Raw genomic sequence first — 25,629 nt, 5'->3', positions numbered from 1 at the left:
CCTCCCGGCACCGGGCCGAGTCGGCGGCCGACCTCGCGGCCCTCGCCGCGGCGGACCGGCTGCTGCTGGACCGGGACGGCGGCTGCGCCCGGGCCGCCGCGATCGCCGCCGCGCAGGGCGCCGGACTGGTGTCCTGTGCGGTCGACCGGTCGGCGGACGCCGTCGAGGTGGTGGCCGAGGTGGACGTCCGCGGGCTCCCGACCCGGCTGCCGGTCGGCCCGGCGCGGGCGAGGGCCCGGGCCGGGCCGGTACGGGCCCCGGTCACCGGCCCCGAGGACGTGCCGGACGCCGGGCCGGTCGGGGATCCGAGCGAAGATCCGGGCGGAGCCCCGAGTGCGGCGGCGGTCTCATGAACGGGCCGGCGCTCCACCGTCCGGTCCCGGGGTCGTCTCCGGCGAGTCCGGCGCCTCCGGACCGGCGCTCGTCTCCGAAGCGTCCGAAGCTTCCGGAGTCTCCGGGCCGTCGGGCGCCTCCCGTCCGTCCTGCGGCTCCGCGGCTCCGGCGGCCCCGGCCAGCAGGACGTCCAGGAGCCGGACGGCGGCGGCCTTGTCCAGCGGGTCGTTCCCGTTGCCGCACTTGGGTGACTGGACGCAGGACGGGCAGCCGCGCTCGCACTCGCAGGAGGCGATCGCCGTCCGGGTGGCCGTCAGCCACTGGACCGCCCGCCGGAAGCCCCGTTCGGCGAAGCCGGCCCCGCCCGGGTGGCCGTCGTAGACGAACACGGTCGGCAGGCCGGTGTCCGGGTGCAGCGGAACGGAGACGCCGCCGATGTCCCACCGGTCGCAGGTGGCGAACAGCGGCAGCAGTCCGATCGAGGCGTGCTCGGCGGCGTGGGCGGCGCCGGGCAACTGGTCGGGCGGGATGTCCGCGTCGAGCAGCTGGTCCTCGGTGACGGTCCACCAGACCGCGCGGGTGCGCAGCGTGCGGGGCGGCAGGTCGAGCTTGGTCTCGCCCATGATCTCCCCGGTGGAGATCCGCTTGCGGAGGTAGCCGACCACCTGGTTGACCACCTCCACCGAGCCGAAGCTGAGCCGGCCCTCGCCCCATTCGACGGTGGTGTCGGTGTCCAGGACGGAGACGGAGGTGATGTCACGGGCGGCCGTGGTGTACGGCGGGTCGGCCGGTTCGACCAGGGCCACGGAGTTCTCCAGGTCGAACTCCCGGACCAGGTAGGTGCGGCCCTGGTGGAGGTGGACGGCCCCGGTGTGGACGCTGGTGTGGGCGGCCGCCGCGTCCACCGTGCCGAGCAGGCGGCCGGTGTCGGACTCGACGATCTGAACCGGACTGCCGCCGCTGCCGCGCAGGTCCACCGCGTCGGCCGCGCGTTCGCGACGGGTCCAGTACCAGGAGCCGTCACTGCGCCGGCGCAGCAGGCCGCGCCGTTCCAGGACCGGGAGCAGCGGTGCGGTGGACGGCCCGAACAGTTCCAGGTCGGCATCGGTGAGCGGGAGTTCGGCTGCCGCCGCGCACAGGTGCGGGGCGAGCACGTGCGGGTTGTCGGGGTCGAGCACGGTGGCCTCGACGGGCGCCGCGAACAGCGCCTCCGGGTGGTGCACCAGGTAGGTGTCCAGCGGGTCGTCCCGGGCGATCAGCACGGCCAGCGCGCCCTGGGCCTCCCGGCCCGCTCGGCCCGCCTGCTGCCAGAGCGAGGCCCGGGTGCCGGGGTAGCCGGCCATCAGGACGGCGTCGAGGCCGGAGATGTCGACGCCCAGTTCGAGAGCGGAGGTGGAGGCGAGGCCGAGCAGTCGGCCGGTGTGCAGATCGCGTTCCAGGGCGCGGCGTTCGTCGGCGAGGTAGCCGCCGCGGTAGGCGGCCACCCGTCCGGCGAGCGGGCGGTCGAGCTGGTCCTGGGCCTGGAGCGCCACGAGCTCGGCGGCACGCCGGGAGCGGACGAAGACGACGGTGCGAATCTCCCTCTCGACCAGGTCGGTCAGCAGGTGCGCGGCCTCGGCGGTCGCGGTGCGGCGCACGGGCGCGCCGTGCTCGCCGACGTTCTCGGTGAGCGGCGGTTCCCAGAGGCCGAAGACCATCGGCCCGCGCGGCGAGGCGTCCTCGGTGACGGCGACGGCGGGCAGGCCGGTCAGCCGCCGGGCGGTCGCGGCCGGGTCGGCGGTGGTGGCGGAGGCCAGCAGGAAGGTGGGTGACGAGCCGTAACGGGCGCAGATGCGACGCAGCCGTCGCAGCACCTGGGCGACGTGCGAGCCGAACACGCCCCGGTAGCTGTGGCATTCGTCGACGACCACGTAACGCAACGCCTTGAGGAAGGAGGACCAGCGGGCGTGGCCGGGCAGGATGCCCCGGTGGAGCATGTCCGGGTTGGTGAGCACGTAGGAGGCGTACTGGCGGACCCACTCGCGCTCCTCGGTCGGGGTGTCGCCGTCGTACAGGGCGGCGCGGACCCTCGGCGGGGCGAGTTCGGCCGCCCGGCGGCGCTGGTCGGCGGCGAGCGCCTTGGTCGGAGCAAGGTAGAGCGCGGTGGCGCCGCGGCCGTTGCGGGCCTCGGTGCCGTCGAGGAGGTCGGTGAGCACCGGTGCCAGATAGCCCAGCGACTTGCCCGAGGCGGTGCCTGTGGCGATCACCACAGTCTGGCCGCTTTTGGCCAGATTCATCGCTTCTGCCTGGTGCGCCCATGGCTGTTCCACCCCGAGGGCGCGTGCCGCGGCCACGACCTCCGGACGGATCGAGTCCGGCCACGGTGAATAACGTGCAGGTCGGGCGGGAAGGTGCTCCGTATGGGTGAGCCGGTCGGACCGCCCCCGGCCGGTGGCCAGGGTCGTGAGCAGTGCCTCGGGCGGGCTGTGTCGGGGCGGCATGGGGACCCAGTGTGTCACCGGCGTGACGGAGAATCGTCGTAAGCCATCGTGCGGGCATGGCCGCAGGTGGTTGAATGTGGCCGTGACGGCCGTATGGCCGTGGGTCGCAGCGCTGAGGCTTGCCACGCGTTGGCTGGGCGCGCCCGGGCTCGCGACCATGCGGTGGCGGCCGTCCGGCCGAGGATCGCACATGACGTAGCAAGGCAAGGTGCTGGAGGTTCCGTGGACCTGTCCCTGTCGACCCGTTCAGTCGGCGATCGTACGGTCGTCGAGGTTGGCGGCGAGATCGATGTGTACACCGCCCCGAAGCTGCGGGAGCAGCTGGTCGAGCTCGTCAACGACGGCAAGTACCACCTCGTCGTCGACATGGAGGGCGTTGACTTCCTCGACTCGACCGGCCTCGGTGTGCTGGTCGGCGGTCTGAAGCGGGTGCGCGCCCACGAGGGCTCGCTGCGCCTCGTCTGCAACCAGGAGCGCATCCTGAAGATCTTCCGCATCACCGGCCTGACCAAGGTCTTCCCGATCCACACCTCGGTGGACGACGCGGTCAACGCGACCGACTGACGCGGCCGGGCCGGCCCGGGTGGCCGGCCCGCTCGTTTCCTCGCGTCCGGGAGCCCGGGCCCGTGCGGCCCGGTGCGTCCTCGGACGCCCCTGGGCCGGTTCCGCCGGCCCGCAGGGGCCGGACCTCCGGCCCCGGTCGGAGCACCCCGAGGGGGAGAGATGGCAACCGTCGAACTTCGATTCAGCGCGCTTCCCGAGCATGTGCGGACGGCCCGACTGGTCGCCGCGGCCGTCGCCAGACGGGCCGGGGTCGACGAGTCGGTGCTCGACGAGGTCCGGCTCGCGGTCGGCGAGGCGTGCTCCCGCGCGGTCGGGCTGCACCAGCGCGGCGGCATCGGCGGCACGGTCCGGGTCGCGCTGACCGATCAGGAGAAGCGTTTCCTCATCGAGGTCGAGGACGAGGCCGGCCCCGCCGCCGTCCCGGCCTCCGGCGCTGCCGAGGGCGGCGACCCGGACGAGGACACCCTGGGCCTCGCCGTGATCACCGGCCTGGTCGAGGACCTGGAGGTCACCAACGGCACGGACGGTGGCCTGATCCGGATGAGCTGGCCGGTCTCGGTCCCCTCCGTCACGGTCTGAGGCGCCGTCGGCGCCGCATTCGCGCCTCCGCACGCCCCCGAGGGCTGGAGTCCGGTTCCCGGGCAGGCGTCGACGTGGTGATCCCGGCGGTCGGCTGCTCCAGGCCGCCCGGGGCCGCTCGTCGATCGGGGCTCGTCGCGACGGACGGCGTCCGGGTGGGTTCGCATCCCGTCACCCGGACGACCGGGCAGGCCGCCGGGACATCGGCAGGCGCCTCGACCTCCGAAGCGTTCCGGGCCGAGCTGCCGGTCAGCCGTCGGCGGGCACCCGGGGCGAGGAGGTCCGCGTCGGCATGCCCGTAGGCAGGCTGTGCGAGGACGCGCCATCCCCTGCCGGTGCAGCAGCAGCGACCGACCTCGCCCGTCGTTCCGCTCGATGGCGATCCCGCACGACATCGAGCATCGGCACGGGCAGCGGGCAGCGGGCAGCGGGCAGCGGGCGGCAGGCGGCAGGCAGCAGGCAGCAGGCAGCGGGGGAGGGAAACCGGAAATCGGGGAACGGACACCGGCCGTGTAGGTTCGACGACCGATGACGACCGAAACCGAAAGGCTCCTCCCGGTGAACAAGCGACTGCTGGCCGTACCCGCCCTCGGCGTGCTGCTCGCGTTCGGTGCCGTCGGCTGTGGCGGCGACGACAACAACAGCAAGCAGCTGGAGTCCTGGGCGTCGACCGTCTGCGGCGCCGCCAAGGACCCGATCTCCCAGGCACAGGCCGCGCTCGCCGACACCGGCCAGGTGAAGACCGGCGAAGTCCCCGCAGACCTCCAGAAGCGGCTCTCCACGGACATCGGGCGGTTGGCCAAGACCAACCAGGACATAGCCGCCGCCATCGACGGTGCCGGGGCGCCCAAGGTGCAGGACGGCGCGACCCTCCAGAAGGACACCGTCGACGAGCTGAAGAAGGCGGCCGACGGCTACGTCGAGGTCCAGAAGAAGCTGGACGCGCTGCCCAACACCGACCAGGCCAAGTTCGCCGACGGGCTGCGCAGCGTGGCCGACCAGGTGCAGCAGCTGGCCTCGCTCTCCACCCAGGCGCAGAGCAAGCTCCAGCGCGGCGATCTCGGCGCGGCGATGGCCAAGCAGGAGGGCTGCAAGCCGTCCCCGACCACCGCCCCGACCGGCGGTGCCACCGGTGGTGCGGGTGCCGGCGCGAGCGGCACCCCGGCCCCGGGCGGTGCGGGAACGACCCCCGCCCCCGGCGCCACCGACACCCCGGGCGCCCCGGCCACCACGCCGGCGCCCGGCGCGACCGACAGTGCGAGCCCGGCCGCTGCCGGTGCGACCACCGCTCCGTCCGCCCCGGCGGGCACCCCGGCGAACCCCGCTCCCAGCGCGAGCTGAGCCCCGGCGGACCGCACGATCCGACGCGCCCGCCCCCGAAACCGGCCCGAAACCGGCCCGTCCCCGCCCCGGACCCGGCTGGTGATGTGCTGCGCGTCGGCCGTGACGAAGTCACGCGGGCCGGGGCGCCCTCGTGGAGCCGCCGGCCCTGCCCGCCGCCGGCCGCCGTGACCGCGAGCCGCCTCCGCGAGCCGCCGCGAGCCGCCGCCGAACGACTCGGCGCCCCCGGCAGGGCGGCGCGCGGTGGCTTCCGGGGGCGTGCGTGGTGGTGTGGGCTTCCGTCCGATGGGCGCGGGGCGCAGCGGCGGCCGCGGGGTGGGCGCCGGGGGACAATGGCGGGGTGATCAGTAGCCCCGTTCTCGACCCGACCCGCCTCGCCAAGTTCCGCGAGGCGCTGCTCGCCGCCTCGTTCACCGCCGACGGGTGCCTGGACCTGCTAGGGCCCACCGGCTATTCGGCGTTGGCCCGCAGCGAGGCGGTCCCGGCACTGCGGGCGACCCGCGGTGGCAGCCCACTGGAGACGCTGGTGCGGCTGTTCCTGCTCCAGCAGCCGGTCCCGTACCGGGCGGCCGCCGCCGCGCTGCCGGTGGAGGACTGTCTGGCGGACGGCTGGCTGCGCCCCGACGGCGATCTGGTGCGCGCCACCGTCGACGTCCGGCCGTACGCCAATGAGGTGGCCGGGATGCCCAGTTCGGATGCCTGGGTGGTCTCCGACCTGGGCTGCGCGGTGGGCGGTGCGGGCGGCATCGGCTCCGGCGAGACCGCGCACGGGGTGGCCCGCAAGGACCTGGTGCTGGGCGTCGGCGGTGCTTCCACCACGCTGGCGAACATCACCGTGCGCCGTCCCGTCCGGACCGCGCTGGACCTCGGTTCGGGCTCCGGTGTCCAGGCGCTGCACGCGGCCCGCCACGCCGGGACCGTCACCGCCACGGACCTCAATCCGCGCGCGCTGCGCTTCACCGAGCTGACCCTGGCGCTGTCCGGGTTCGACAACACCGAGGTGTCCACCGGAAGCCTCTTCGAGCCGGTTGGGGAGCGGAAGTTCGACCTGATCGTCTCCAACCCGCCGTTCGTCATCTCGCCGGGCGGCCGGTTCACCTATCGCGACGGCGGCATGGCCGGGGACGACCTGTGCCGCAGCCTGGTCCGCTCGGCCGCCGACCACCTGGAGCCCGGCGGCTACTGCCAGCTGCTCGCCAACTGGCAGCACGTCAAGGGCGAGGACTGGCAGGAGCGGCTGGCCGGCTGGGTCGCGGGCACCGGCCTGGACGCCTGGGTCGTCCAGCGCGAGGTCCAGGACGTGGCCCAGTACGCCGAGTTGTGGCTGCGCGACGGCGGTGACCACCGCGGCCCCGGCGGCGACTACCAGGCCCGGTACGGCGAGTGGCTGGACGCCTTCGAGGCGGGCCGGGTCGAGGGCATCGGGATGGGCTGGATCACCCTGCGGGCGAGCGGCGCCGAGCGTCCGACCGTCCGGGTGGAGGAGTGGCCGCACCCGGTGGAGCAGCCGCTGGGCCCGCACATCGAGGCCTGGTTCGACCGGCAGGACTTCCTCCGCTCGCACGACGACGCGGGCCTGCTCGCGGCCCGCTACGTGCTGGCCGACGAGGTGGTCCAGGAGCAGGTCGGCGCGCCGGGCGCGGAGGACCCGGAGCACGTGATCCTGCGTCACAACCGGGGCATGCGGCGCGCCACCAAGGTGGACACCGTGGGCGCCGGGTTCGTCGGGGTCTGCGACGGGACGCTGTCGGCGGGCGAGATCGTGGACGCCATCGCGCAGCTGCTCGGCGAGGACAGGGTGGTCCTGCGGGACCGGGTGCCGGAGTCGCTGCGCCTGCTGACCGAGCAGGGGTTCATCGACCCGGTCCGCTGAGGCCCGACGTTCCACATCCCGACCCGACGCGTCCCGACGCGTCCCGACGCGTCCTGACCCGCCCCGGCCCTCCGTGGCCGGATTCACCGTGCCCGGCTGTGTCGTGCCCGGATTCACCGTGCCCGGACCCCGGCCCTCCGTGACCGCACCCGCCGGGACCTGACCGGTTCACCCGTCCGTACCCCCTGGTTCGTCCGGCCGCCGCCGGGTGGCAGTCTCCCGTTGGCTCTCCACTGTGAAGCTCTGTCCACAGGCTGTGGACAGAGCTGGGGAGCCGGGGGCCAGGGGTGGACACGACGACGGCGATGGTGGGCGGGTCGGTGCTCGCCCTCTTCGGTGGCGTGCTGCTGCTCTGGTGCGCCGCCGAGGTGGGGTTGCGCCTGCGGGTGCGCCGCCGGGGGGCGTCGGCGGTGGCCACTGTGATGGCTGAGGACGACGTGCACGGCCAGCTGGACAGTGCTCCGCTGCTCTCCTTCTCGGTGCCGCCCTCGGTCGGCGGCGCCGGCGCGTGCGGGATCGCCGGGCTGGTGATCGCCCGTCCGCGGGGGCACACCCCGCTGCGCCGTCCGGACCGCTTCGCGCCCGGAGCCTCGGTGCGGATCTGTTACGACCCGCGGCGCCCGAGCAGGGTGGTGCTGGCCTCGGGGGAGGTCGGTCGGGCTGCCGTCGTGGACCTGCTGTGGAGCGTCCTGGGCGTGGGCTGCCTGGCGGCGGGCGCCGGGCTCCTGGCCGTGGCCGGCGGCTGAGCCTCGCCCCCGCCCCGCCCCCGCCCCGCCCCCACCCCCGCCCCCGCTCCGCGAGAACCCGTCGATTTTCCGTTGACAGATCTTGAAATCCGTCATTCCATCCTCCGGAACCTGCCGAAGGCCCCCCTCCGCGGGGCGCGAACCTCCGTCATCGGGTTACCGTTCGAGTGGCGTCGGTGAGCCCGGCAAGTGAAAAAGCGGGATCCGTCCGTTTGACAAGGGTGGCCGGGGTACGGTCACACTCCGCTGGTGGGGGTGTCGTGCCGCGGCAGCCCCGGGGCGGTGGAGGGGTCGGGCGGAGTGCAGCCCGTGCTGCCGGCGCCGACCAGCCACATAAGGACCGGGAGAGAAGAGCGAAGGTGTCCCCGAGCAGCGAGACCGCGCACGGACAGCGACTCGTCATTGTCGAGTCGCCGGCCAAGGCGAAGACGATCAAGGGCTACCTGGGCCCCGGCTACATCGTCGAGGCGAGCGTCGGGCACATCCGCGACCTCCCCAGCACCGCGGCCGAGGTGCCGGACAAGTACACCGGCGAGGTGCGGCGCCTCGGGGTGGACGTCGACCATGACTTCGCGCCCATCTACGTGGTCAACGCGGACAAGAAGTCCCAGGTCAGCAAGTTGAAGTCGCTGCTCGCGGAGTCCGACGAGCTCTTCCTCGCCACCGATGAGGACCGCGAGGGCGAGGCCATCGCGTGGCACCTCCAGCAGGTGCTGAAGCCCAAGGTGCCGGTGCACCGCATGGTGTTCCACGAGATCACCAAGTCGGCGATCCAGGAGGCCGTGGCCAACCCGCGCGAGCTCAACCAGCGCCTGGTCGACGCCCAGGAGACCCGCCGCATCCTCGACCGGCTGTACGGCTTCGAGGTCTCGCCGGTGCTGTGGAAGAAGGTCATGCCGAAGCTGTCGGCGGGCCGGGTGCAGTCCGTCGCCACCCGACTGGTGGTCGAGCGCGAGCGCGAGCGGATGGCCTTCCGCGCCGCTTCGTACTGGGACCTGGTCGGCACCTTCGGTACCGGTCGCACCCCGGTCGACGCCGCCAACCCGGAGACCTTCGGTGCCCGGCTGGCCTCCGTCGACGGCAAGCGGATCGCCAGCGGCCGCGACTTCGGTCAGGACGGCCGGCTGAAGGCCGCCAGCGCGAACACCCTGCACCTGGACGAGCAGGCGGCCCGTCAGCTGGCCGCCGCCCTGGAGCAGACGGCGTTCGGCGTCCGCAGCGTCGAGTCCAAGCCGTACCGCCGCTCGCCGTACGCGCCGTTCCGCACCACCACGCTCCAGCAGGAGGCCAGCCGCAAGCTGGGCTTCGGCGCCAAGCGGACCATGCAGGTGGCCCAGAAGCTGTACGAGAACGGCTTCATCACCTATATGCGTACCGACTCCACCACGCTGTCGGACACCGCGGTCACCGCCGCCCGGGCCCAGGTCACCCAGCTGTACGGCGTCGACTACCTGCCGGACGCCCCGCGCACCTACGCCAGCAAGGTGAAGAACGCGCAGGAGGCGCACGAGGCCGTCCGCCCGTCCGGAGACCGCTTCCGCACCCCCGCCGAGACCGGCCTGACCGGTGACGACTTCAGGCTGTACGAGCTGATCTGGATGCGCACCGTCGCCTCCCAGATGAAGGACGCGGTCGGCCAGTCCGTCACCGTCCGGGTCGGCGGCACCTCCGCCGACGGCCGGGACGTCGAGTTCTCGGCCACCGGCAAGATCATCACCTTCCACGGCTTCCTCAAGGCCTACGTCGAGGGTGCCGACGACCCGAACGCGGAGCTCGACGACCGCGAGCGCCGGCTGCCGCAGGTCGCCCAGGGCGACCCGCTGGCCGCCGAGCGGATCACCCCGGAGGGCCACGCCACCAAGCCGCCGGCCCGCTACACCGAGGCCTCGCTGGTCAAGGAGCTGGAGGACCGGGAGATCGGCCGCCCCTCCACCTACGCGTCGATCATCGACACGATCATCCAGCGCCGGTACGTCTTCAAGAAGGGGACGGCGCTCGTCCCGTCCTTCCTCTCCTTCGCCGTGGTCAACCTGCTGGAGAAGCACTTCGGCCGGCTGGTCGACTACGACTTCACCGCCAGGATGGAGGACGACCTCGACCGGATCGCCGCCGGTGAGGCGCAGTCCGTGCCGTGGCTGAAGCGCTTCTACTTCGGTGAGGGCGAGGGCCACGCCGCGGGCGGCGCCGCCGAGGCCGGCAACGGCGACGGCGACCACCTGGGCGGCCTGAAGGAACTGGTCACCGACCTCGGCGCGATCGACGCCCGGGAGATCAGCTCGTTCAGGGTCAGCGACGACATCACCCTGCGGGTCGGCCGCTACGGCCCGTACGTCGAGCGCGCCTCCACCGTCGAGGGCGAGCCGGGCCAGCGTGCCGACATCCCGGACGAGCTGCCGCCGGACGAGCTCACCGTCGAGCTGGCCGAGGAGCTGCTGGCCAAGCCCAGCGGCGACTTCGAGCTCGGCCCGGACCCGGTCGGCGGCAACATGCTGGTCGCCAAGGACGGCCGCTACGGCCCGTACGTGACCGAGATCCTGCCCGAGGGCACGCCGAAGACCGGCAAGAACGCGGTCAAGCCGCGCACCGCCTCGCTGTTCAAGACGATGTCGCTGGACACCGTCACGCTGGAGGACGCGCTGCGGCTGCTCTCGCTGCCCCGGGTGGTCGGCACCGACGCCGAGGGCGCGGAGATCACCGCGCAGAACGGCCGCTACGGCCCGTACCTCAAGCGCGGCACCGACTCCCGTTCGCTCACCAGCGAGGACCAGCTCTTCACGATCACCCTCGACGAGGCGCTGGCGATCTACGCCCAGCCGAAGCAGCGCGGCCGGGCGGCCGCCGCCCCGCCGCTCAAGGAGCTGGGCAACGACCCGGTCAGCGAGCGTCCGGTGGTGGTCAAGGACGGTCGCTTCGGTCCGTACGTGACCGACGGCGAGACCAACGCCACGCTCCGCAAGGACGACGAGGTCGAGACCATCACGCCGGAGCGCGGGTATGAGCTGCTCGCCGAGAAGCGGGCGCGCGGACCGGTGAAGAAGGCGGCGAAGAAGGCCCCGGCGAAGAAGGCCGCGGCCAAGAAGACGACCACCGCCAAGACCGCGGCGACCAAGACCGCGGCCGCGAAGAAGACCGCCGCGAAGAAGACCACCACCACCAAGACGGCGGCGGCGAAGAAGACGGCGGCCAAGAAGACCGCCACGAGCAGGACGGCGGCCGACCAGGCCTCGGCCACCGAAGAAGGCTGATCCGCGGTCCCGCGGCCGGGCCCGCACCCCCGATCCCGGGGGGCGGGCCCGAGGCCCGTCGGGTCTGTGCGGGGTACGTCACAACCCGGTGATGAGCACGATCCGGAAGCGCGTTCGCCACATTCCGGCCAGGCCCAGCCCGCTACGCTGACCGTATGACGAGCGAGGAGCAGCCCACCCCCAGCGCCCCGGCCGCCAGAGCGGGGGTGTCCGACCTGCCCGAGGTCGCGCCCGCCGGGACTCCGGTGGACCGGGCCCGGGCGCTGCTGCGGACACGTGCCTACCGGCGCCTGTGGACCACCCAGCTGATCGGCGGCACCGCCGACCGGCTCGGTCTGCTGGTGCTGCTCGCGCTCACCGTGATCGCCGCCGCCCAGGGCGGCCGGTTCGGCAGCCTGCCGCGCAGCCTCGCCTTCGCCCTCGCCGCGGTCCTCGCCGTCCGGGTGCTGGCGACCGGCCTGGTCGGCGTCGCACTGCTCGGCCCGGTGCACCGGCTGGTCACCGGCCGACTGGACCGGCGCTGGACGCTCTTCGGCGCCGACGTGCTGCGCGCCCTGCTGATCGGCCTCGCCCCCTGGTGGAGCGTCTGGCTGGGCTCCGCCGCCGAGCCCTCCGGGGCCGCCACCTACGCCCTGCTCGCCACCGTGTTCGTCACCGGTGCCGCCGAGCGGGTCCGGGGGATCGCCAGGACCGCCGCCGTTCCCGGCCTGCTGCCTCCGGCCAACCCGCACCTGCCGGTCGCCGAGCAGCGCCCGGCCGCGGCCAACCTGGAGAGCGTCCGGAGCATCGACCGCTTCACCGGCTGGGTGACCGTGCCGCTCGGCGCGCTCGGCCTGGTGGCTTTCACCCTGCTCAACAACATCGGCGCGGCCCTCGGCTCCGACTGGCTCCGCGCCCACCAGCTCACCTTCGCGGCGCTCGGCGCGGCCGGGCTGTTCGCCGCCGCGGCGGTCCGAGACCACCTCCAGCAGCTGCCCGGCGGCCCGGTGTCCGTCGCCCCGGTCTCGCCGCTCCAGGGCCTGCGCGCCCCGACCGACGCCGCCCCCGGCCCCGCGCTGAGCAAGGGCCGCACCGGCGGCGCCCCGTACTTCACCTTCGCCGTCGCGGCCGGCTACGCCGCGATGGCGGGCGTCGCCGCGCTCGCGCTGCTCACCGCCGCCGAGCACCGCGCCGGGCCGATCGGCTACGGCCTGCTGGTGCTCGCCGCCGCCGGGACGCCCGCCCTGGGCGCCCGGCTCACCCGGGCCACGCTGCCTTCGCTGTCCCGCCGCCGGCTGCTCGCGCTGGCGCTGCTCACCCAGGGCGTCGCACTGATCCTGGCCGGGCTGGTGCTGGACTTCGTGCTGGTCCTGCTGCTCACCGTGCTGGCCGGGCTGGCCGCCGGGATCGTGATCTCGGCCGGACGCACCCTGCTCGCCCAGGAGGTCGAGGAGGCCCGGCTGCCGAAGGTCACCGAGCACCTGTTCGCGGTGCTCCGGACCGTGGTCGCCGCCGCGCTGGTCGTCGTCCCGCTGATCGCCGCCGCCTACGGGGACGTCGAGTACGGCACCGTCGAGCCCGGCTCCTTCACCTTCATCCACGGCGGCGCGGCCCTGGCCGTCGCCACCTCCGGGCTGCTCACGCTGGTGCTCGCCGCGGTCGTGCTGCTGCGCACCGACGACCGGCGCGGCACCGCGCCGTTCGTCCGGGACCTGGTGGACTCGGTGCGCGGCCCGGGCGGCCCGGCGCCGCGCCTCGGCGCGGGCACCGGCTTCTTCATCGCCCTGGAGGGCGGCGACGGCGCCGGCAAGTCCACCCAGGCCCAGGCGCTCGCCGAGTGGATCCGCGGCAAGGGGCACGAGGTCGTGCTCACCCGCGAGCCCGGCGGCAGCCCGGTCGGCCAGCGGTTGCGCGGCCTCGTCCTGGACGTCGGCAACACCGGCCTGTCGCACCGCGCCGAGGCGCTGATCTACGCCGCCGACCGCGCCGAGCACGTCGAGAACGTCATCCGGCCGGCCCTCGCCCGCGGCGCCGTGGTGATCACCGACCGGTACATGGACTCCTCCATCGCCTACCAGGGCGCCGGTCGCGACCTGGCCGCGACCGAGGTCGCCCGGATCTCCCGCTGGGCCACCGGCGGGCTGCTGCCCGACCTGACCGTCGTCCTGGACGTCGACCCGACCAAGGCCCGCGAGCGCTTCACCGAGGCGCTGGACCGGCTGGAGTCCGAGCCCACCGAGTTCCACCTGCGGGTCCGGGCCGGTTTCCTCGCCCTCGCCGCCGCCGACCCGGCGCGCTACCTGGTCGTGGACGGCAGCCAGGCCCCCGGCTTCGTCACCACCGCCATCCGGCACCGACTCGACCGCGAGCTGCCGCTCTCCGAGCAGGAGAAGGCCGCCCGCGCCGAGCAGGAGCGGCTGGCCAAGGAGGAGGCCGAGCGCCGCGCCGCCGAGGAGGCCCGCAAGAAGGCCGAGGAGGAGGCCGCCGAGCGCAAGCGGCAGGAGGTGCTGGCGCAGCTGCGGGCCGAGCAGGCGGAGAAGGAGCGGCTGGCCGCGGAGGAGGCCGAGCGGGCCGCCGCCGAGGCCCGGCGCAAGGCCGAGGAGGAAGCGCGCCGCAGGGCCGAGGAGGAGGCCGCGCGTCGCGCCGAGCAGGAGGCCGAGCGGCGCAGGGCCGAGGAGGCCCGGCTGGCCGCCGAGGCCGCCGAGCGCAAGCGGATCGCCGACGAGGCGGCCGCCCAGGCCGAGCTCCAGCGGCAGCGCGAGCTGGCCCGCGAGGAGCAGCGCCGCCGGGCGGAGGAGGCGCTCCAGCGGGCCGAGGAGGCGCGGCTGGCGCAGGCCGCCGCGCTCGCGGCCGCGGCTGCGGCGGCGGAGTCCGCGGAGGGCCGGGCCGAGGCGCGGCCGGGTTCGGGTTCGGCGTCGGGTCCTGGTTCGGCGTCGGCGTCGGGTTCGGGTTCGGTGGCCGGGGAGTCGGCCGCGGAGACGACCACGGAGCTGCGGGCGGTCCGGGACATTCCGAAGGGTGTCCCGCAGGACACCCCGCGGGATGCGGCACAGCCGGCGGCGCAGGCTCCGGTGGGCGGGCTCGGGGACGAGGCGACGCGCGAGCTCTCGCCGCGGGACCGGCAGGCGGCCGTCCGGGCTGCCGAGGCCGCCGAGGCGCGCAAGGCCGCGGAGGCTGCCGAGACGCGCCGGGCGGCCGGCGGAACGGCCGGTACGGTCGACGAGACCGCCAAGCTGCCGGTGGTGCCGGCCTCGGCGGTGGACGAGACGGCCGTGCTGCCGAGGATCCCGGCGGAGGCCGACCGGACCGAGGTGCTGCCGCGGATCGAGCCGGGCCGTACCGAGGAGCGTGCCGAAGGCCGTACCGGAGGCCGCACCGAGGGCCGGCCGGCGCAGGGGCCGCGGCGCGCGGAGCCGGTGGACAGCACCCGCGAGCTGCCGGTGGTCGACGCCGGGCCGACGGCCGAGCGGTCGCAGCCCGGTGCCGAGCGGCCGAGGCCGGAGTGGGCCGAGGAGACGCCGCTGGACGACCTGCCGAGCCTCACCGACACCCTGCTGGGCTCGCACGACGAGTGGTCGCGCTGGGAGCACGGCGGTCAGGGCCAGGGCGCTCCGTACGGCGGCCCGCAGGGCGGCGCGGAGCGGACCGACGGCCGCGGGGACGCACAGGACAAGGGCGACGGCACGGGCGACGGCAAGGGCGACGGCAAGGGCAAGGGCCGTCGCTGGGGCCGCCGGGGCTGACCGGACACGTGTGGGCGGCGCCGTCGGGGCAGGTCCCCGGCGTCGCCGCCGCGTTCCGCAGGGCCGCCTCCTCGCCCCGCCGTGACCCGGACGGAGCAGTGGGTGTCGGAGCGGAGACGTATGCTCGACGGCGGGGAAGAGGCGCCACGAGCGCTGCCGTACTGAGCTTGGGAGCAGCAGTGGCCGTCTGGGACGACCTGGTGGGCCAGGAGCGGGTGGTCGAGCAGCTGACCGCCGCCGCCCGGGCGGCCGGGGCGACGATCGAGGCCGGTCGCGGGACCGCCCCGGTCGAGGGCGCGAACGCCTCCCTCATGACGCACGCGTGGCTGTTCACCGGCCCGCCCGGCGCCGGGCAGGTCACCGCCGCGCGCGCCTTCGCCGCCGCCCTCCAGTGCACCAGCCCCGACCTCGCGCTCGGCGGCACGCCCGGCTGCGGGTTCTGCGACGGCTGCCACACCGTGCTGGCCGGCAGCCACGCCGACGTGAAGTACGTCCGTACCGACGGCCTCTCCATCGGCGTCGGCGACATGCGCGACCTGGTCATGCGCGCCTCCAGCTACCCGACCGGCGGCCGCTGGTCGGTGATCCTGGTGGACGCCGCCCACCGGCTCACCGAGGCCGCCGCGAACGCGCTGCTCAAGGGCGTGGAGGAACCCTCCCCGCGCACCGTCTGGCTGCTGTGCGCCCCCTCCGTCCAGGACGTGCTGCCGACCATCCGCTCACGCTGCCGCCTGCTGGTGCTGCGCACCCCCGCGGCCGAGGCGGTCGCCGACACGCTGGTCCGTCGTGACGGCGTCGACCCGGAGACCGCCCGGCTCGCCGCACTGGCCGGGCAGGGCGACATCGAGCGCTCGCGCCGCCTCGCCGTCGACGAACAGGCCCGCACCCGTCGGACGGAGGTGCTGCGCATCCCGCTGGAGGTGGGAGACATCGGCGGCTGCCTGACCGCCGCCCAGCGCCTGGTCGACACCGCCAAGGCCGACGCCGAGGCGCTCGCCGAGACCCAGGACGCCAAGGAGACGGACGACCTCAAGGCCGCCTACGGCGCCTACGAGGGCGGCAAGGTGCCGCGCGGCATGGCCGGCGCGGTCAAGGAGCTGGAGAAGCGACAGAAGAGCCGGGCCACCCGCACCCGCCGGGAGACCCTCGGCGTCGCCCTGCTCGACCTGCTCGGCTTCTACCGGGACGTGCTCGCCATTCAGCTCGGCTCCACCGGCGCGCTCGCCAACGAGGACCAGCGGCAGGCGCTGAACCGGGTGGCCCAGGCCGGGCCGGCGGAGAGCACGCTGCGGCGGATCGAGGCGGTGCTGGCCTGCCGTCAGGCGCTGGACCGCAACGTCGACCCGCTGCTCGCGGTCGAGGCGATGACGGTGGCGTTGCGCGCGGGCTGAGCGCGGGCTGAGCGTCGATCGGGGATTGCCGATTGCCGATCGGGGATCGGGGGGGGGCGGTCCGGTCCGGGGCCGTCCGCCCGGGCGTCGCTCCGGCGGGCGGCGGCTGTACGCCTCCCGGAGCCGGTGCGCCATCCCACCTTCGAGTGAACGAGCGACACTCGCCGGGCACACCGTCGTGTGACCGTCCACCCGTTGTGCACGCTGGGGGCCGACTGCGCCCGCTGCCGGGGCGGTCGCCTTCCGTGCGCGCCGGGTCCGGTTCGGCGCGACCCCCTCCAGAGGTGGTGCGTCCCGTGGTTCGTTCGCTCCTCGTCATCCCCTTGCTGGCCGCCGCCCTCGGCGGGATCTGGCTGGCCCGTGGCGCCCAACACCGCTGGCGCGACCTGCGCGCCGCCGAGACGTACGAGCTGGCCGGCGACCGCTGGCCGATGCTGATGCGGGCGGCCGGGGCGATGGTCTGCGGAGTGTGCGTCACCGCGCTGACGGTGCTCACCACGCTGGGCGCCTTCGGCGGTCTCGGCCGGGGCACCCAGGAGCCGGACCGGGCGGAGCCGGTCGTGGACGCGGCGGGCTCGGCTCCGGGCACGGACACGGGTGCCGGGACCGGTTCGGGGACGGCGGTCCGGCAGCAGCAGGCGGTGCCGCCCGCGGTCGCCGAGTCGGCCGCGGCCCCCGCCGTGGTCAGCCGCTTCGACAGCGTCGGCCACCCCGGCGGGGGCGAGCTGCTCCAGTCCGCCGTCCTGGGCCCCGACGGCCACCCCCGCAACATCCGGGTCTGGCTTCCGCCGCAGTACGCCAAGGAGCCGAACGCCCGCTTCCCGGTCGTCGTGATGCAGGCCGCCACGCCCCAGAAGACCGCCGACGCCGAGGTCCCGGACGTCTTCGAGGGCATCGGTTCGGCCCTTCAGACCGGCAAGTCCCACCCGTTCATCGTGGTCGCCCCCGAGGCGCCGAACGGCACCGCGCACCCCTGCGAACTGGTCGCCGCCGCCCCGGCCGCCGTCGCCGACGACGCGACGCTGCGCACCACCATCGCGACCTCCTTCCGCACCCTGCCGCCCGGCCCGGCCTCCTGGGGCACCCTCGGCGTCGAGGCCGGCGCGCCCTGCGCGGCCGCCGCCGGGCTCTCCCGGCCCGACCTGTACGGCGCGGCGGCGGCGGTCTCCGGCCGGTACGACGCCACCGCGCTCACCCAGACCGGTGCCGAGGCCCCGGCCGGCAGCGCCGCCAAGCTGCTGCTGGCCGCCGCCAGGGGCGACTCCGCCGGGCTGGACGCGGCCCGCAAGCTCCAGGCCGCACTGAAGGCCGGCCCCGGAGCGGCGGCCAAGGCCGAGGTGCGGATCTCGGACAACGTGCAGGACTTCACCCCCGACCGGGAGCGGCTGCGGCTGGTCCGCCAGGCGGCGCAGTTCCTGGCCGAGGCGCTGGCCAGGGCGTCCTGAGGGCAGGTCCGGCGGGGCTACGCTGCCCGGTACCCCTGGAGCGGGTGCCGGGCAGCGGCGTTTCCTCCGGGGTGCTTCGAGGGTTGTTCCCACTGCGGGTGTTCCTCCGGTGTTCCCCGGTGTTCCCCCGGTGTTCCTTCGGTTCTTCCACGTGCTGGTCGGTTGCGGAGAGGTGGCGGATGAGGGCCTTCGAGCGGGCACAGGTGCGGGCACAGGTGCGGGCGCGGGCATCGGCGCGGGCACGGGTGCTGGCCGCGGCGCTGGTCGTCGTCGGGTTGCTGGCGGGCGGTTGCAGCGCGGATCCGGCCGGGGCACCGGCGGCCCCCTCCCCGGACCCGGCCGCCTCCGGCACGTCCTCGGCCCCGACGGCCGCGAGGGCCGGAGCCACCCCGCTGGAGCCGCTGCCAGCCGCCGTCCCGGCCGCGCTCGCGCCGTACTACGCGCAACGTCCGGTCTGGCAGCCCTGCGACAGCGGGTTCGAGTGCACGACGTTCCGGGTGCCGCTGGACTACGACCACCCGGGGGACGGGGACCTCACCCTCGCGGCCGCCCGGGCCGCGGCGGAACCGGCGGGGCCCGGGAGCGCTTCCTCCGACCCGTCCGCCTCTGCCGCCTCCGCCTCCCAGGGCACGAGGCTCGGCTCCCTCCTGCTCAACCCGGGCGGGCCCGGCGGCTCCGCGATCGAGTACCTGGAGGCCGCCGCCCGGACCTACGACCACGGGGTGCGGGCCCGCTACGACCTGGTCGGCCTCGACCCGCGCGGGGTGGGCCGCAGCAGCCCCGTCAGCTGCCTCAGCGGCGACCGGATGGACGCCTACACCGCCGTCGGCCTGGCGCCCGGCGACCAGGGCGGGGTCGACGCGCTGGTCGCGGCCGACAAGGAGTTCGCCGAGGGCTGCCGGACGCGGGCCGGGGCGGCGCTCGGCCATCTCAGCACCGTCGAGGCCGCCCGCGACATGGACGTGCTGCGCGCCCTGCTCGGCGACGAGAAGCTGAACTTCGTCGGCAAGTCCTACGGCACCTTCCTCGGCGCCACCTACGCCGGGTTGTTCCCGAGCCGGGTCGGGCGGCTGGTGCTGGACGGCGCGATGGACCCGGCGCTCGACTCCGTCACCGGCAACCGCACCCAGGCGGGCGGCTTCGAGACCGCCTGGGCCGCCTTCGCCCAGGACTGCGCCAAGCGCGAGGACTGCCCGCTCGGCCGCACCGAGCAGCAGGTCGGCGACCGGCTCACCGCCCTGCTCGGCGTGGTCCGCACCGCCCCGCTGCCCACCACCGACGCCGGCCGTCGGCTGACCGGGTCCCAGGCGACCACCGGCGTCATCCAGGCCATGTACGCCGACTTCCTCTGGCCCAAGCTGCGCGCCGCGCTCACCGATGCCGAGGCCGGCGACGGCACCGGTCTGCTGAAGCTCTCCGACGACTACTACGGGCGCGAGCCGGACGGCTCGTACCCCAACCTGATGTTCGCCAACACCGCGGTGAACTGCCTCGACCTGCCCGCCCCGTTCCACGGCCCGGAGGACGTCCAGCGGGCGGTACCGGAGTTCGAGCGGGTCTCGCCGCACTTCGGGCGCGACATGGCCTGGATGGCCCTGACCTGCGCCTACTGGCCGGTCCGGGCCACCGGTGCGGCGCACACCGTCCGGGCCGCCGGCGCCGCCCCGATCGTCGTCATCGGCACCACCCGTGACCCGGCCACCCCGTACGCCTGGGCGCAGTCGCTGGCCGGCCAGCTGGAGTCCGGCCGCCTGCTCACCTTCGACGGCGACGGCCACACCGCGTACGGCCGGCACAGCACCTGCGTGGACGGCGCGGTGAACCGCTTCCTGCTGACCGGGGAGGCCCCGGAGCAGGGCAAGCGCTGCGAGCGGTAGGGCGGGCCGGGCGCCGGCCGACCGACAGGTGGTTTTCACTTCAACCGATTACCGGTACGACGTTACGATGAGCGCCCCCTGCCACCCTCCCCTGCACCGGAGCTCATCGTGCTCGGAGTCAACGACCTGGCGACGTACGTCCTCGGCGCCCTCGTCATCATCCTGCTGCCCGGACCCAACTCCCTGTACGTCCTGTCCGTCGCGGCCCGCAAGGGCATCCGCACCGGCTACCGGGCCGCGGCCGGCGTCTTCATCGGCGACCTCACCCTGATCAGCCTCACCTCGCTGGGCGCGGCCTCCCTGCTCAAGGCCAACCCGGCCGTCTTCGCCGTGGTCAAGTTCGGCGGCGCCGCCTACCTCCTCTGGATCGGCTACGGCATGCTCCGCGCCGCCCGCCAACTCTGGCGCGAACGCCGCGCCGCGGCCGACCCCACCACCGAGCAGACCCCCGAAAGCACCGAGAACCCCTTCCGCCGCGCCCTGGTGATCAGCCTCCTCAACCCGAAGGCGATCCTCTTCCTGCTCTCCTTCTTCACCCAATTCGTCGACGCCTCCTACGGACAGCCCGCCCTCTCCTTCGCCCTCCTCGGCGGCATCCTCCAGACCTTCAGCTTCCTCTACCTCTCCCTCCTGATCTTCGCGGGCACCACCCTCGCCACCGCCTTCCGCCGCCGCAAGCGCCTCTCCGCCACCCTCACCAGCGGCGTCGCCGTCCTCTTCGCCGGCTTCGCCGCCAAACTCGCCGTCTCCTCCGCCTGACCCCCGCCCCCGGATACCGGGTAACGGATCACCCGCGAACCTGTGTAGACTGGCCCGCGTTGCCGCCACACACGGCGACGGTGCCGCCTTAGCTCAGCTGGCCAGAGCAACGCACTCGTAATGCGTAGGTCGCGGGTTCGAATCCCGCAGGCGGCTCTGTGAAAGCCCCAGGACTCACTCGCCGTGACCTGGGGCTTTTGCCTTTCCCCGACCTGCGGGCAGGCGCCGACGACGCGCCGCAGGATCGCTTGCGTGAGCGATGAGTGAGTCGGGTGTTGATCCCGCCTCGGTCCTTGCTCATCGGCCCCGGCCTTCCCGGCTTCGCCCCCGGTCCGGACGGCTGCTTCGGCGCGGATCCGCAACGGCGATCATGTGCCGCTCCGCAACGTCGATCATGCGCCGCATCGTGCGCGGAGTCGGCCGCGACGGAGCGGAGAGGCGTGTCCGAGGCCGGCACCTCGGCCTGTTCGCAACTGGTAGGGTGCGGCATCTGATTGGTCGCAAGCCCGGGGGGCCTGGTGCAGATCACTCTTCGTTTGGTGGACGCGCGCTCCGACGAGTTGGGCGCGCTGGAGAAGTGGCTCAAGTCCGAGCGTGATCTGCGCCGTGTGGTCGTCCGGCGCGAACACGCGGCCACCCTCCCCGGTGACATGGGAGTGCTTGCGGACTGTCTGCGCTTTGCCATCGACGCGGGACTGGTCGGGGTGCTGGCACAGTCGGTGATCGACTACTGGCGGTCGAAGGCCGCCTCCCGTCCGGCCGAGGACAGGCCGATGCTGGTCATCGAACGCGTGGATGCTCCTGACGGCACGCGGACCATCACCATCGAGGCGCGTGACCCCGAAACTGCCGAGGCGGTGCTCCGCGAACTGCCGCGCTCCCTCGGCAGTTCATGAACGCCGAGCCGCCTGCTGGAGAGAAGTCACGCGCCGTCCTCATCTCGTCCCGCATCTTCACCGACAGTACGTTCACCGAGCTCGAGGCGGTTGAGCGAACAGTCGAGAAGGTGAGTGAGCAACTGCGTGATCCTGCTGTGTGGGGGCTCAGGCTCGATCGCTGCCAGGAGATCTTGACGCACAAGAGCAACCCCGCCGAAATCCTCTCGGTCGTCCAGGCGGCGTCCCAGGCGGCGGAGGAGTGCTTCGTCCTCTACTTCGCGGGTCACGGTGTCGAAGAAGGCGGGCAACTCCTGTTGCCACTGACGCATTCCCGAGCCGACATGCCGAGCACCATGTTGGCGTTCGCCGACCTGATGAATGCAGTGGGCAGCGGGCCCGCACCGATCAAACTCGTACTTCTCGACTGCTGCCATGCCGGGCTGGCCATGGACGTCCTGCCCTTCGAGCAACACGTTGCCGGTGAGGCACCCGAGGGCTGCTACGTCCTCGCCGCCTGCGAAGCCAACCGAACGGCAAAGTCACCCGAGGACAACGAGTTCACGGCTTTCGGCCAGGCCCTCATCACGTGCCTGGTGGCTGGTGGGCCACCCACTGAGCAGTTCTGGACGCCGCGGCAACTCTTGGCGCATGTCGACAAGTGGCTCACCAGCCGTGGTTACCCGCGACCGGTCACCAATGACTCGCGGGTGGGTGAACTGCCCTGGGTGAGGAATCGGCGGTTCGTGAAGCCGTTCGAGGCGGCCGGCTATCAAGCGTCCGCGCCGGACGGTGACAGTGGGACGCCGGCGCAACCTGAGAAGATCCAGTACCTCGGCCCGGACCCGTTGCCGCTGCCGATCCCTTTCCTGGGGCGTGACGCCTTGCTGGGTGAGGCGCGCCAAATGGTGCGCATGGGGCAGGTCCTTCCCGTGACGGGACGGGCGCAGGTGGGCAAGTCGGCGCTTCTCACCTCGCTTCTCGCCAAGGCCGACCTGCTGCCCGCGGGTTCCCTCCCGCCCGTGGTACTCGAGATCGAGCCCAGTGCGGCGGCTGAGAGCCCGCTGATGGAGGCGATCACCAGAGCGCTGCATCAGATGCTGGACGACAGCGAATTCATGGTTGCGGCCAAGCGTACGACCGATGGCCTTCTCGACCTCGTTCTGCCTCGTCAGGTCAAGGGCAGGAGTCTCATTCTTGTCATCAAGGCGTGTCGCATCGACTTGAATCGCCCGGAACTCCGTGAAGAGCTGGACGAGCTGCTGAGGCAGGAGGTCTTCAAGCGCGCTGCGGTCATCGTGGAGACCACCGAAACCGTTGAGATCGACGGTGGGAACCACCGGCCGAGGCCACTCGTCGTACCTGCGCTGGCCACATCGGACGCTCTCGCGTTGATCGGCGACTGGCTCGCCGGCGAGAATCTCGTGACCGATGTCAACGGCCTGGACCTGGTGGGCTATGACGAGATAGTGCGTCGTCCCGGGGTCATCGAACGCGCCGTCCGCCTGGTCTGTCGAATTCACCGCAAGGACGATTACGACAGTTTCCTCGCGGGATTCGACGCCCGTTCCCGGGCGGCGGTGGAGATTGGGCCTGAAGAGTTCGAAGAAGCTCTGATGGAGGCCGCCGAGCCGACCATCGCCAGCGTACTGGACAGGGCCTGGTCCACCGCGACAGGAATGGACCGCACCAAAGGCCAGGCCCTCCTCACCGTATGGGGAGTCATCGACGAACTGCCACTCCCGGTAGCCGCGCTCCGGGGCATGGGGTTGCCGGACAGTGTGTTGCGGGTGCTTTTCAACGAAGGAATTCTCATCCCTTGGCGTCCCGCCGCCGACTCGGGCCCTCCAGCCGGGGATTCCCCCCGGCTGGAGGTCAGCCCGGTCAGTCGAGAGGCGCTCAGGAACGACCTCCTGCGTACGATCCGCTCCACCGCCGACATGACGGCAGGCGCCGACGGGGAACGCCCGTGCGACGTTGTCGACCGGAACCTGATCGCTGCCGGGCGCCTGCTGGCCAACACGGTGCTGCCGAGCGGGGAGACGGAGGGGGAGTCGGAGGCAGTGCCCCGTGTGATCGAGGCGCTGCGCCGGGCCGTGGGATGGATCGACCGCCATGTCCCGGATGCGCTGCCGGGGTTGCGCGCGCGACTCGGCCTGTACGTCAACGGCGACTCCGCGGACGCGGTCCTTCTGCCGGTGGCGCAGACGATCGGTTCTGTTCCGCTGACGGAGCCGGCGAACACCTCGCCGGAGACGGTCCCGCCGACTGGCACGGAGAGTGAGCGATCGGCTGCCCAGAACGCTGTGACGAACGGTGTGGAACCCGGCAACGGCGCTGTGCGGCGATGGGAGTTGATCGACGAACTGTACGCGGCGGCGGGACGCCTCAACCTGGCCTCCCGGGCGTCGGTGCAGGAGCCGGACGCAGCCGCGACCTTCCTGTCCGCGTTCGAGTACGCCGTATCGCTCTTGGAGGTGTGCGGTGAAGCCGCCCCGTGGCGTGTGCTTCGCTCCGTCGACCAGTGCGGCTTCCACGGGGCGCGCCGCCATCGCGCGCTTGCCCAGGTAGCCCCCGCCCGTGAACGGTTGACGCGACAGCTGGCGGCCCTTCACGAAGGTCCCGCCAACGGCTCGCTGAACCGTCTGCTGTGGTCGACATCCTGGATCCTGAACACGGCTGCGGCCCAGATTTCGGCAGACGTCGGCGCCGATGCCTCTGACAGTCTCGAACTGGCGGAGCAACTGCTCGAGGTCTTTCCTCTGGCGCAGGACTCGCGGGCCCGCCAGACCCGGAACTGGTTCCTCTACAGGTTGGCAGGACTTCGCCGTGCGACGGCGACGACGGCGGACGAGCGGCGGACAGCGGTGCGTTCCGCCTATGAACTCGCGAACGAGAACGCCCGTTTGGCAAGCGTACTCCCGGAGCGTCAGCAGCAGTGGACACACAACCTCCTGGCAAGCGGGTACATGTACGCACAGGAGACAAGGGGGGACGGAGAGCGGCTGGAGCTGGCCCAGGAGACGCTGTCGGCACTTGAGGAGGCGTGGGGTTCCAGGGACGACTGGCCGGTGCCACTGGTGGTCGAGGCGGCCGGATTCCTGCGCAGGGTCCACGAGCGGCACGCGGACCTGGAGTTGCAGTACGCGGGTGCCCGGGAGGTTCTCGCTCTACTGAACGGCCGGGCCGGAAGCCTTGCCGATCGGGAGGGGCCCAGCGCCACCATGCCGGTGGACCACATGGTCGAACTGGCCGAGGCCAACGCGTTCCTGGCCTATGTCTACCGTGAGCGCAACGATCACCCGTCGGCCCGGCACAGCCTCCAACAGGGTGTACGCATGGCCCGGATCGCCGTGCGGTCCTTTCCCGGCGGACGTACCTACATGACGTGGCTCCGGCTGCTCCGCACGAAGCAGGCCTGGTCCGGGGGCGGTCGTGGACGGACGCTGCTTCCGGAGCACGCCAAGGCCGTCGAAGAGGTCCGTCGGTGGCTCGACAGTGGTGAGGAGGTCCGGGCCCGGAATCAGTCGTTGGCCCTGCTGCACTTGTGGTGCCTGGACAGCGACTGGCAGCGGGAAGGGACCCTGGTGGTCGCGGCGCAGGCCGTACCGGTGCACAACACGGGCTGGAACACCGGCCGTTCCTTGCAGCAGGTGCGAGCCGACCAGGTTCACCGTGGGCGCTGGAACACGCTGATGGCGCATGAGCGGGTGTACGGTCCGACCTGGGCGCTGTACGAGGCCCGCATCAGGATCACTCGTGAGTACCAACGCTGGACCGCGATCTACAGCAGGCGCCCGCAGGAGGTCGATCACGGACCGGTTTGGGAACTGCTGGACAGGGCCGGGCAGTTGTTTCCGCGGAACCTGGACGTCATGAGGTCCCGTGCGTCCTACCACCGATACATCTGGGAGTACGGCGAGGCGGCTCGACTCCACGCCGAGGCGGCTCGGCAGGAGCGGGACGGGGACCGTTGGCGTCGTGGTCTGATCGAGGCGGCCGAGTGTCTGCTGAGGCAGGCGATCTATGAAAAGGGGATCTCCTCCGCGGCGCGGGAGTCGGCCTTGTGCGCGGCTTCGGACTACCTGCAGGAGGTCTCCGAACTCCACACACAGGCCCCCCGGGTGTCGCTGCTGTCCGCTCGGATCGCCCTCGAGTTGGGCAGGCCGGTGGACTGGGACCTGGCCGACTCCAAGTTTGCCGAGCTGATCGGTGACGACTACGTCGGCAACGTGGGGCGCTACCTCAATGAACGTCGGGATCGGACGGCCGCGGACATCGACAGCGGCCCCGCGGCGGACTCCATTGAGCCTTCGCCATCTTCGAACGTGCTGGTCGGAGGGGCTGGTGTGACGCTGGGGCGGGGTGCTCGTGCTGGTCGTGGGCAGGAGTCTGTCGT

15 protein-coding genes and 1 tRNA gene are annotated in these 25,629 nt (G+C 73.2%); 15 read left to right on the top strand and 1 reads right to left on the bottom strand.

Going from position 1 to position 25,629, the window contains the following annotated elements:
- On the top strand, positions 1 to 353 hold a 353-nt coding region (locus ACWGJO_RS33905), incomplete at its 5' end, for an Rv3654c family TadE-like protein (RefSeq protein WP_452189612.1).
- Here the strand turns inward: ACWGJO_RS33905 and ACWGJO_RS33900 are convergent.
- On the bottom strand, positions 348 to 2,813 hold the full coding sequence (locus ACWGJO_RS33900) for a DEAD/DEAH box helicase (RefSeq protein WP_452189611.1): 2,466 nt from the start codon (positions 2,811 to 2,813) through the stop codon (positions 348 to 350). The genes ACWGJO_RS33905 and ACWGJO_RS33900 overlap by 6 nt on opposite strands.
- Positions 2,814 to 3,035: 222 nt before the next feature.
- Between ACWGJO_RS33900 and bldG the strand changes: the two genes are divergently transcribed.
- The 14 genes from bldG to ACWGJO_RS33830 all read left to right on the top strand — a co-directional run.
- Positions 3,036 to 3,377 carry an anti-sigma factor antagonist BldG gene (gene bldG, locus ACWGJO_RS33895; protein ID WP_049659132.1) on the top strand — a complete coding sequence of 114 codons (342 nt, stop codon included), beginning with the start codon at positions 3,036 to 3,038 and terminating at the stop codon, positions 3,375 to 3,377.
- Between the two features lie 159 nt (positions 3,378 to 3,536).
- Positions 3,537 to 3,956 carry an ATP-binding protein gene (locus ACWGJO_RS33890; RefSeq protein WP_452189610.1) on the top strand — a complete coding sequence of 140 codons (420 nt, stop codon included), beginning with the start codon at positions 3,537 to 3,539 and terminating at the stop codon, positions 3,954 to 3,956.
- Between the two features lie 528 nt (positions 3,957 to 4,484).
- The gene (locus ACWGJO_RS33885) at positions 4,485 to 5,297 is read left to right on the top strand and encodes a hypothetical protein (protein ID WP_380541538.1); all 813 of its coding nucleotides are present in this window, start codon (positions 4,485 to 4,487) and stop codon (positions 5,295 to 5,297) included.
- A 340-nt stretch (positions 5,298 to 5,637) separates the two neighbouring features.
- On the top strand, positions 5,638 to 7,170 hold the full coding sequence (locus tag ACWGJO_RS33880; protein ID WP_452189609.1) for a DUF7059 domain-containing protein: 1,533 nt from the start codon (positions 5,638 to 5,640) through the stop codon (positions 7,168 to 7,170).
- A 287-nt stretch (positions 7,171 to 7,457) separates the two neighbouring features.
- Positions 7,458 to 7,916 carry a hypothetical protein gene (locus tag ACWGJO_RS33875; RefSeq protein ID WP_452189608.1) on the top strand — a complete coding sequence of 153 codons (459 nt, stop codon included), beginning with the start codon at positions 7,458 to 7,460 and terminating at the stop codon, positions 7,914 to 7,916.
- A 359-nt stretch (positions 7,917 to 8,275) separates the two neighbouring features.
- Positions 8,276 to 11,161 carry a type I DNA topoisomerase gene (gene topA, locus ACWGJO_RS33870; RefSeq protein ID WP_452189607.1) on the top strand — a complete coding sequence of 962 codons (2,886 nt, stop codon included), beginning with the start codon at positions 8,276 to 8,278 and terminating at the stop codon, positions 11,159 to 11,161.
- Positions 11,162 to 11,316: 155 nt separating this feature from the next.
- Positions 11,317 to 14,883 (top strand): dTMP kinase, encoded by a 3,567-nt coding sequence (gene tmk, locus ACWGJO_RS33865; RefSeq protein WP_452189606.1) that lies wholly within the window; start codon positions 11,317 to 11,319, stop codon positions 14,881 to 14,883.
- Between the two features lie 179 nt (positions 14,884 to 15,062).
- Entirely contained in the window at positions 15,063 to 16,274 is a 1,212-nt protein-coding gene (locus ACWGJO_RS33860; RefSeq protein WP_380541612.1) for a DNA polymerase III subunit delta', read from the top strand.
- A gap of 296 nt (positions 16,275 to 16,570) precedes the next feature.
- Entirely contained in the window at positions 16,571 to 17,719 is a 1,149-nt protein-coding gene (locus tag ACWGJO_RS33855; RefSeq protein ID WP_452189605.1) for a hypothetical protein, read from the top strand.
- Positions 17,720 to 17,898: 179 nt separating this feature from the next.
- Entirely contained in the window at positions 17,899 to 19,596 is a 1,698-nt protein-coding gene (locus tag ACWGJO_RS33850) for an alpha/beta hydrolase (RefSeq protein ID WP_452189604.1), read from the top strand.
- A 108-nt stretch (positions 19,597 to 19,704) separates the two neighbouring features.
- Entirely contained in the window at positions 19,705 to 20,355 is a 651-nt protein-coding gene (gene leuE / locus ACWGJO_RS33845) for a leucine efflux protein LeuE (RefSeq protein WP_387688992.1), read from the top strand.
- A gap of 82 nt (positions 20,356 to 20,437) precedes the next feature.
- A tRNA-Thr gene (locus tag ACWGJO_RS33840) sits at positions 20,438 to 20,511 on the top strand.
- Between the two features lie 383 nt (positions 20,512 to 20,894).
- The gene (locus ACWGJO_RS33835) at positions 20,895 to 21,251 is read left to right on the top strand and encodes an effector-associated constant component EACC1 (RefSeq protein WP_380352443.1); all 357 of its coding nucleotides are present in this window, start codon (positions 20,895 to 20,897) and stop codon (positions 21,249 to 21,251) included.
- Positions 21,248 to 25,629, top strand: a 4,382-nt coding sequence (locus ACWGJO_RS33830) for a caspase, EACC1-associated type (RefSeq protein ID WP_452189603.1), incomplete at its 3' end; no start/stop codon positions are given. The genes ACWGJO_RS33835 and ACWGJO_RS33830, both read left to right, overlap by 4 nt.

The sequence above is a fragment of the Kitasatospora sp. NPDC054795 genome (genome assembly GCF_053611565.1).
This window is presented reverse-complemented; position numbering and strand designations above follow the sequence as displayed.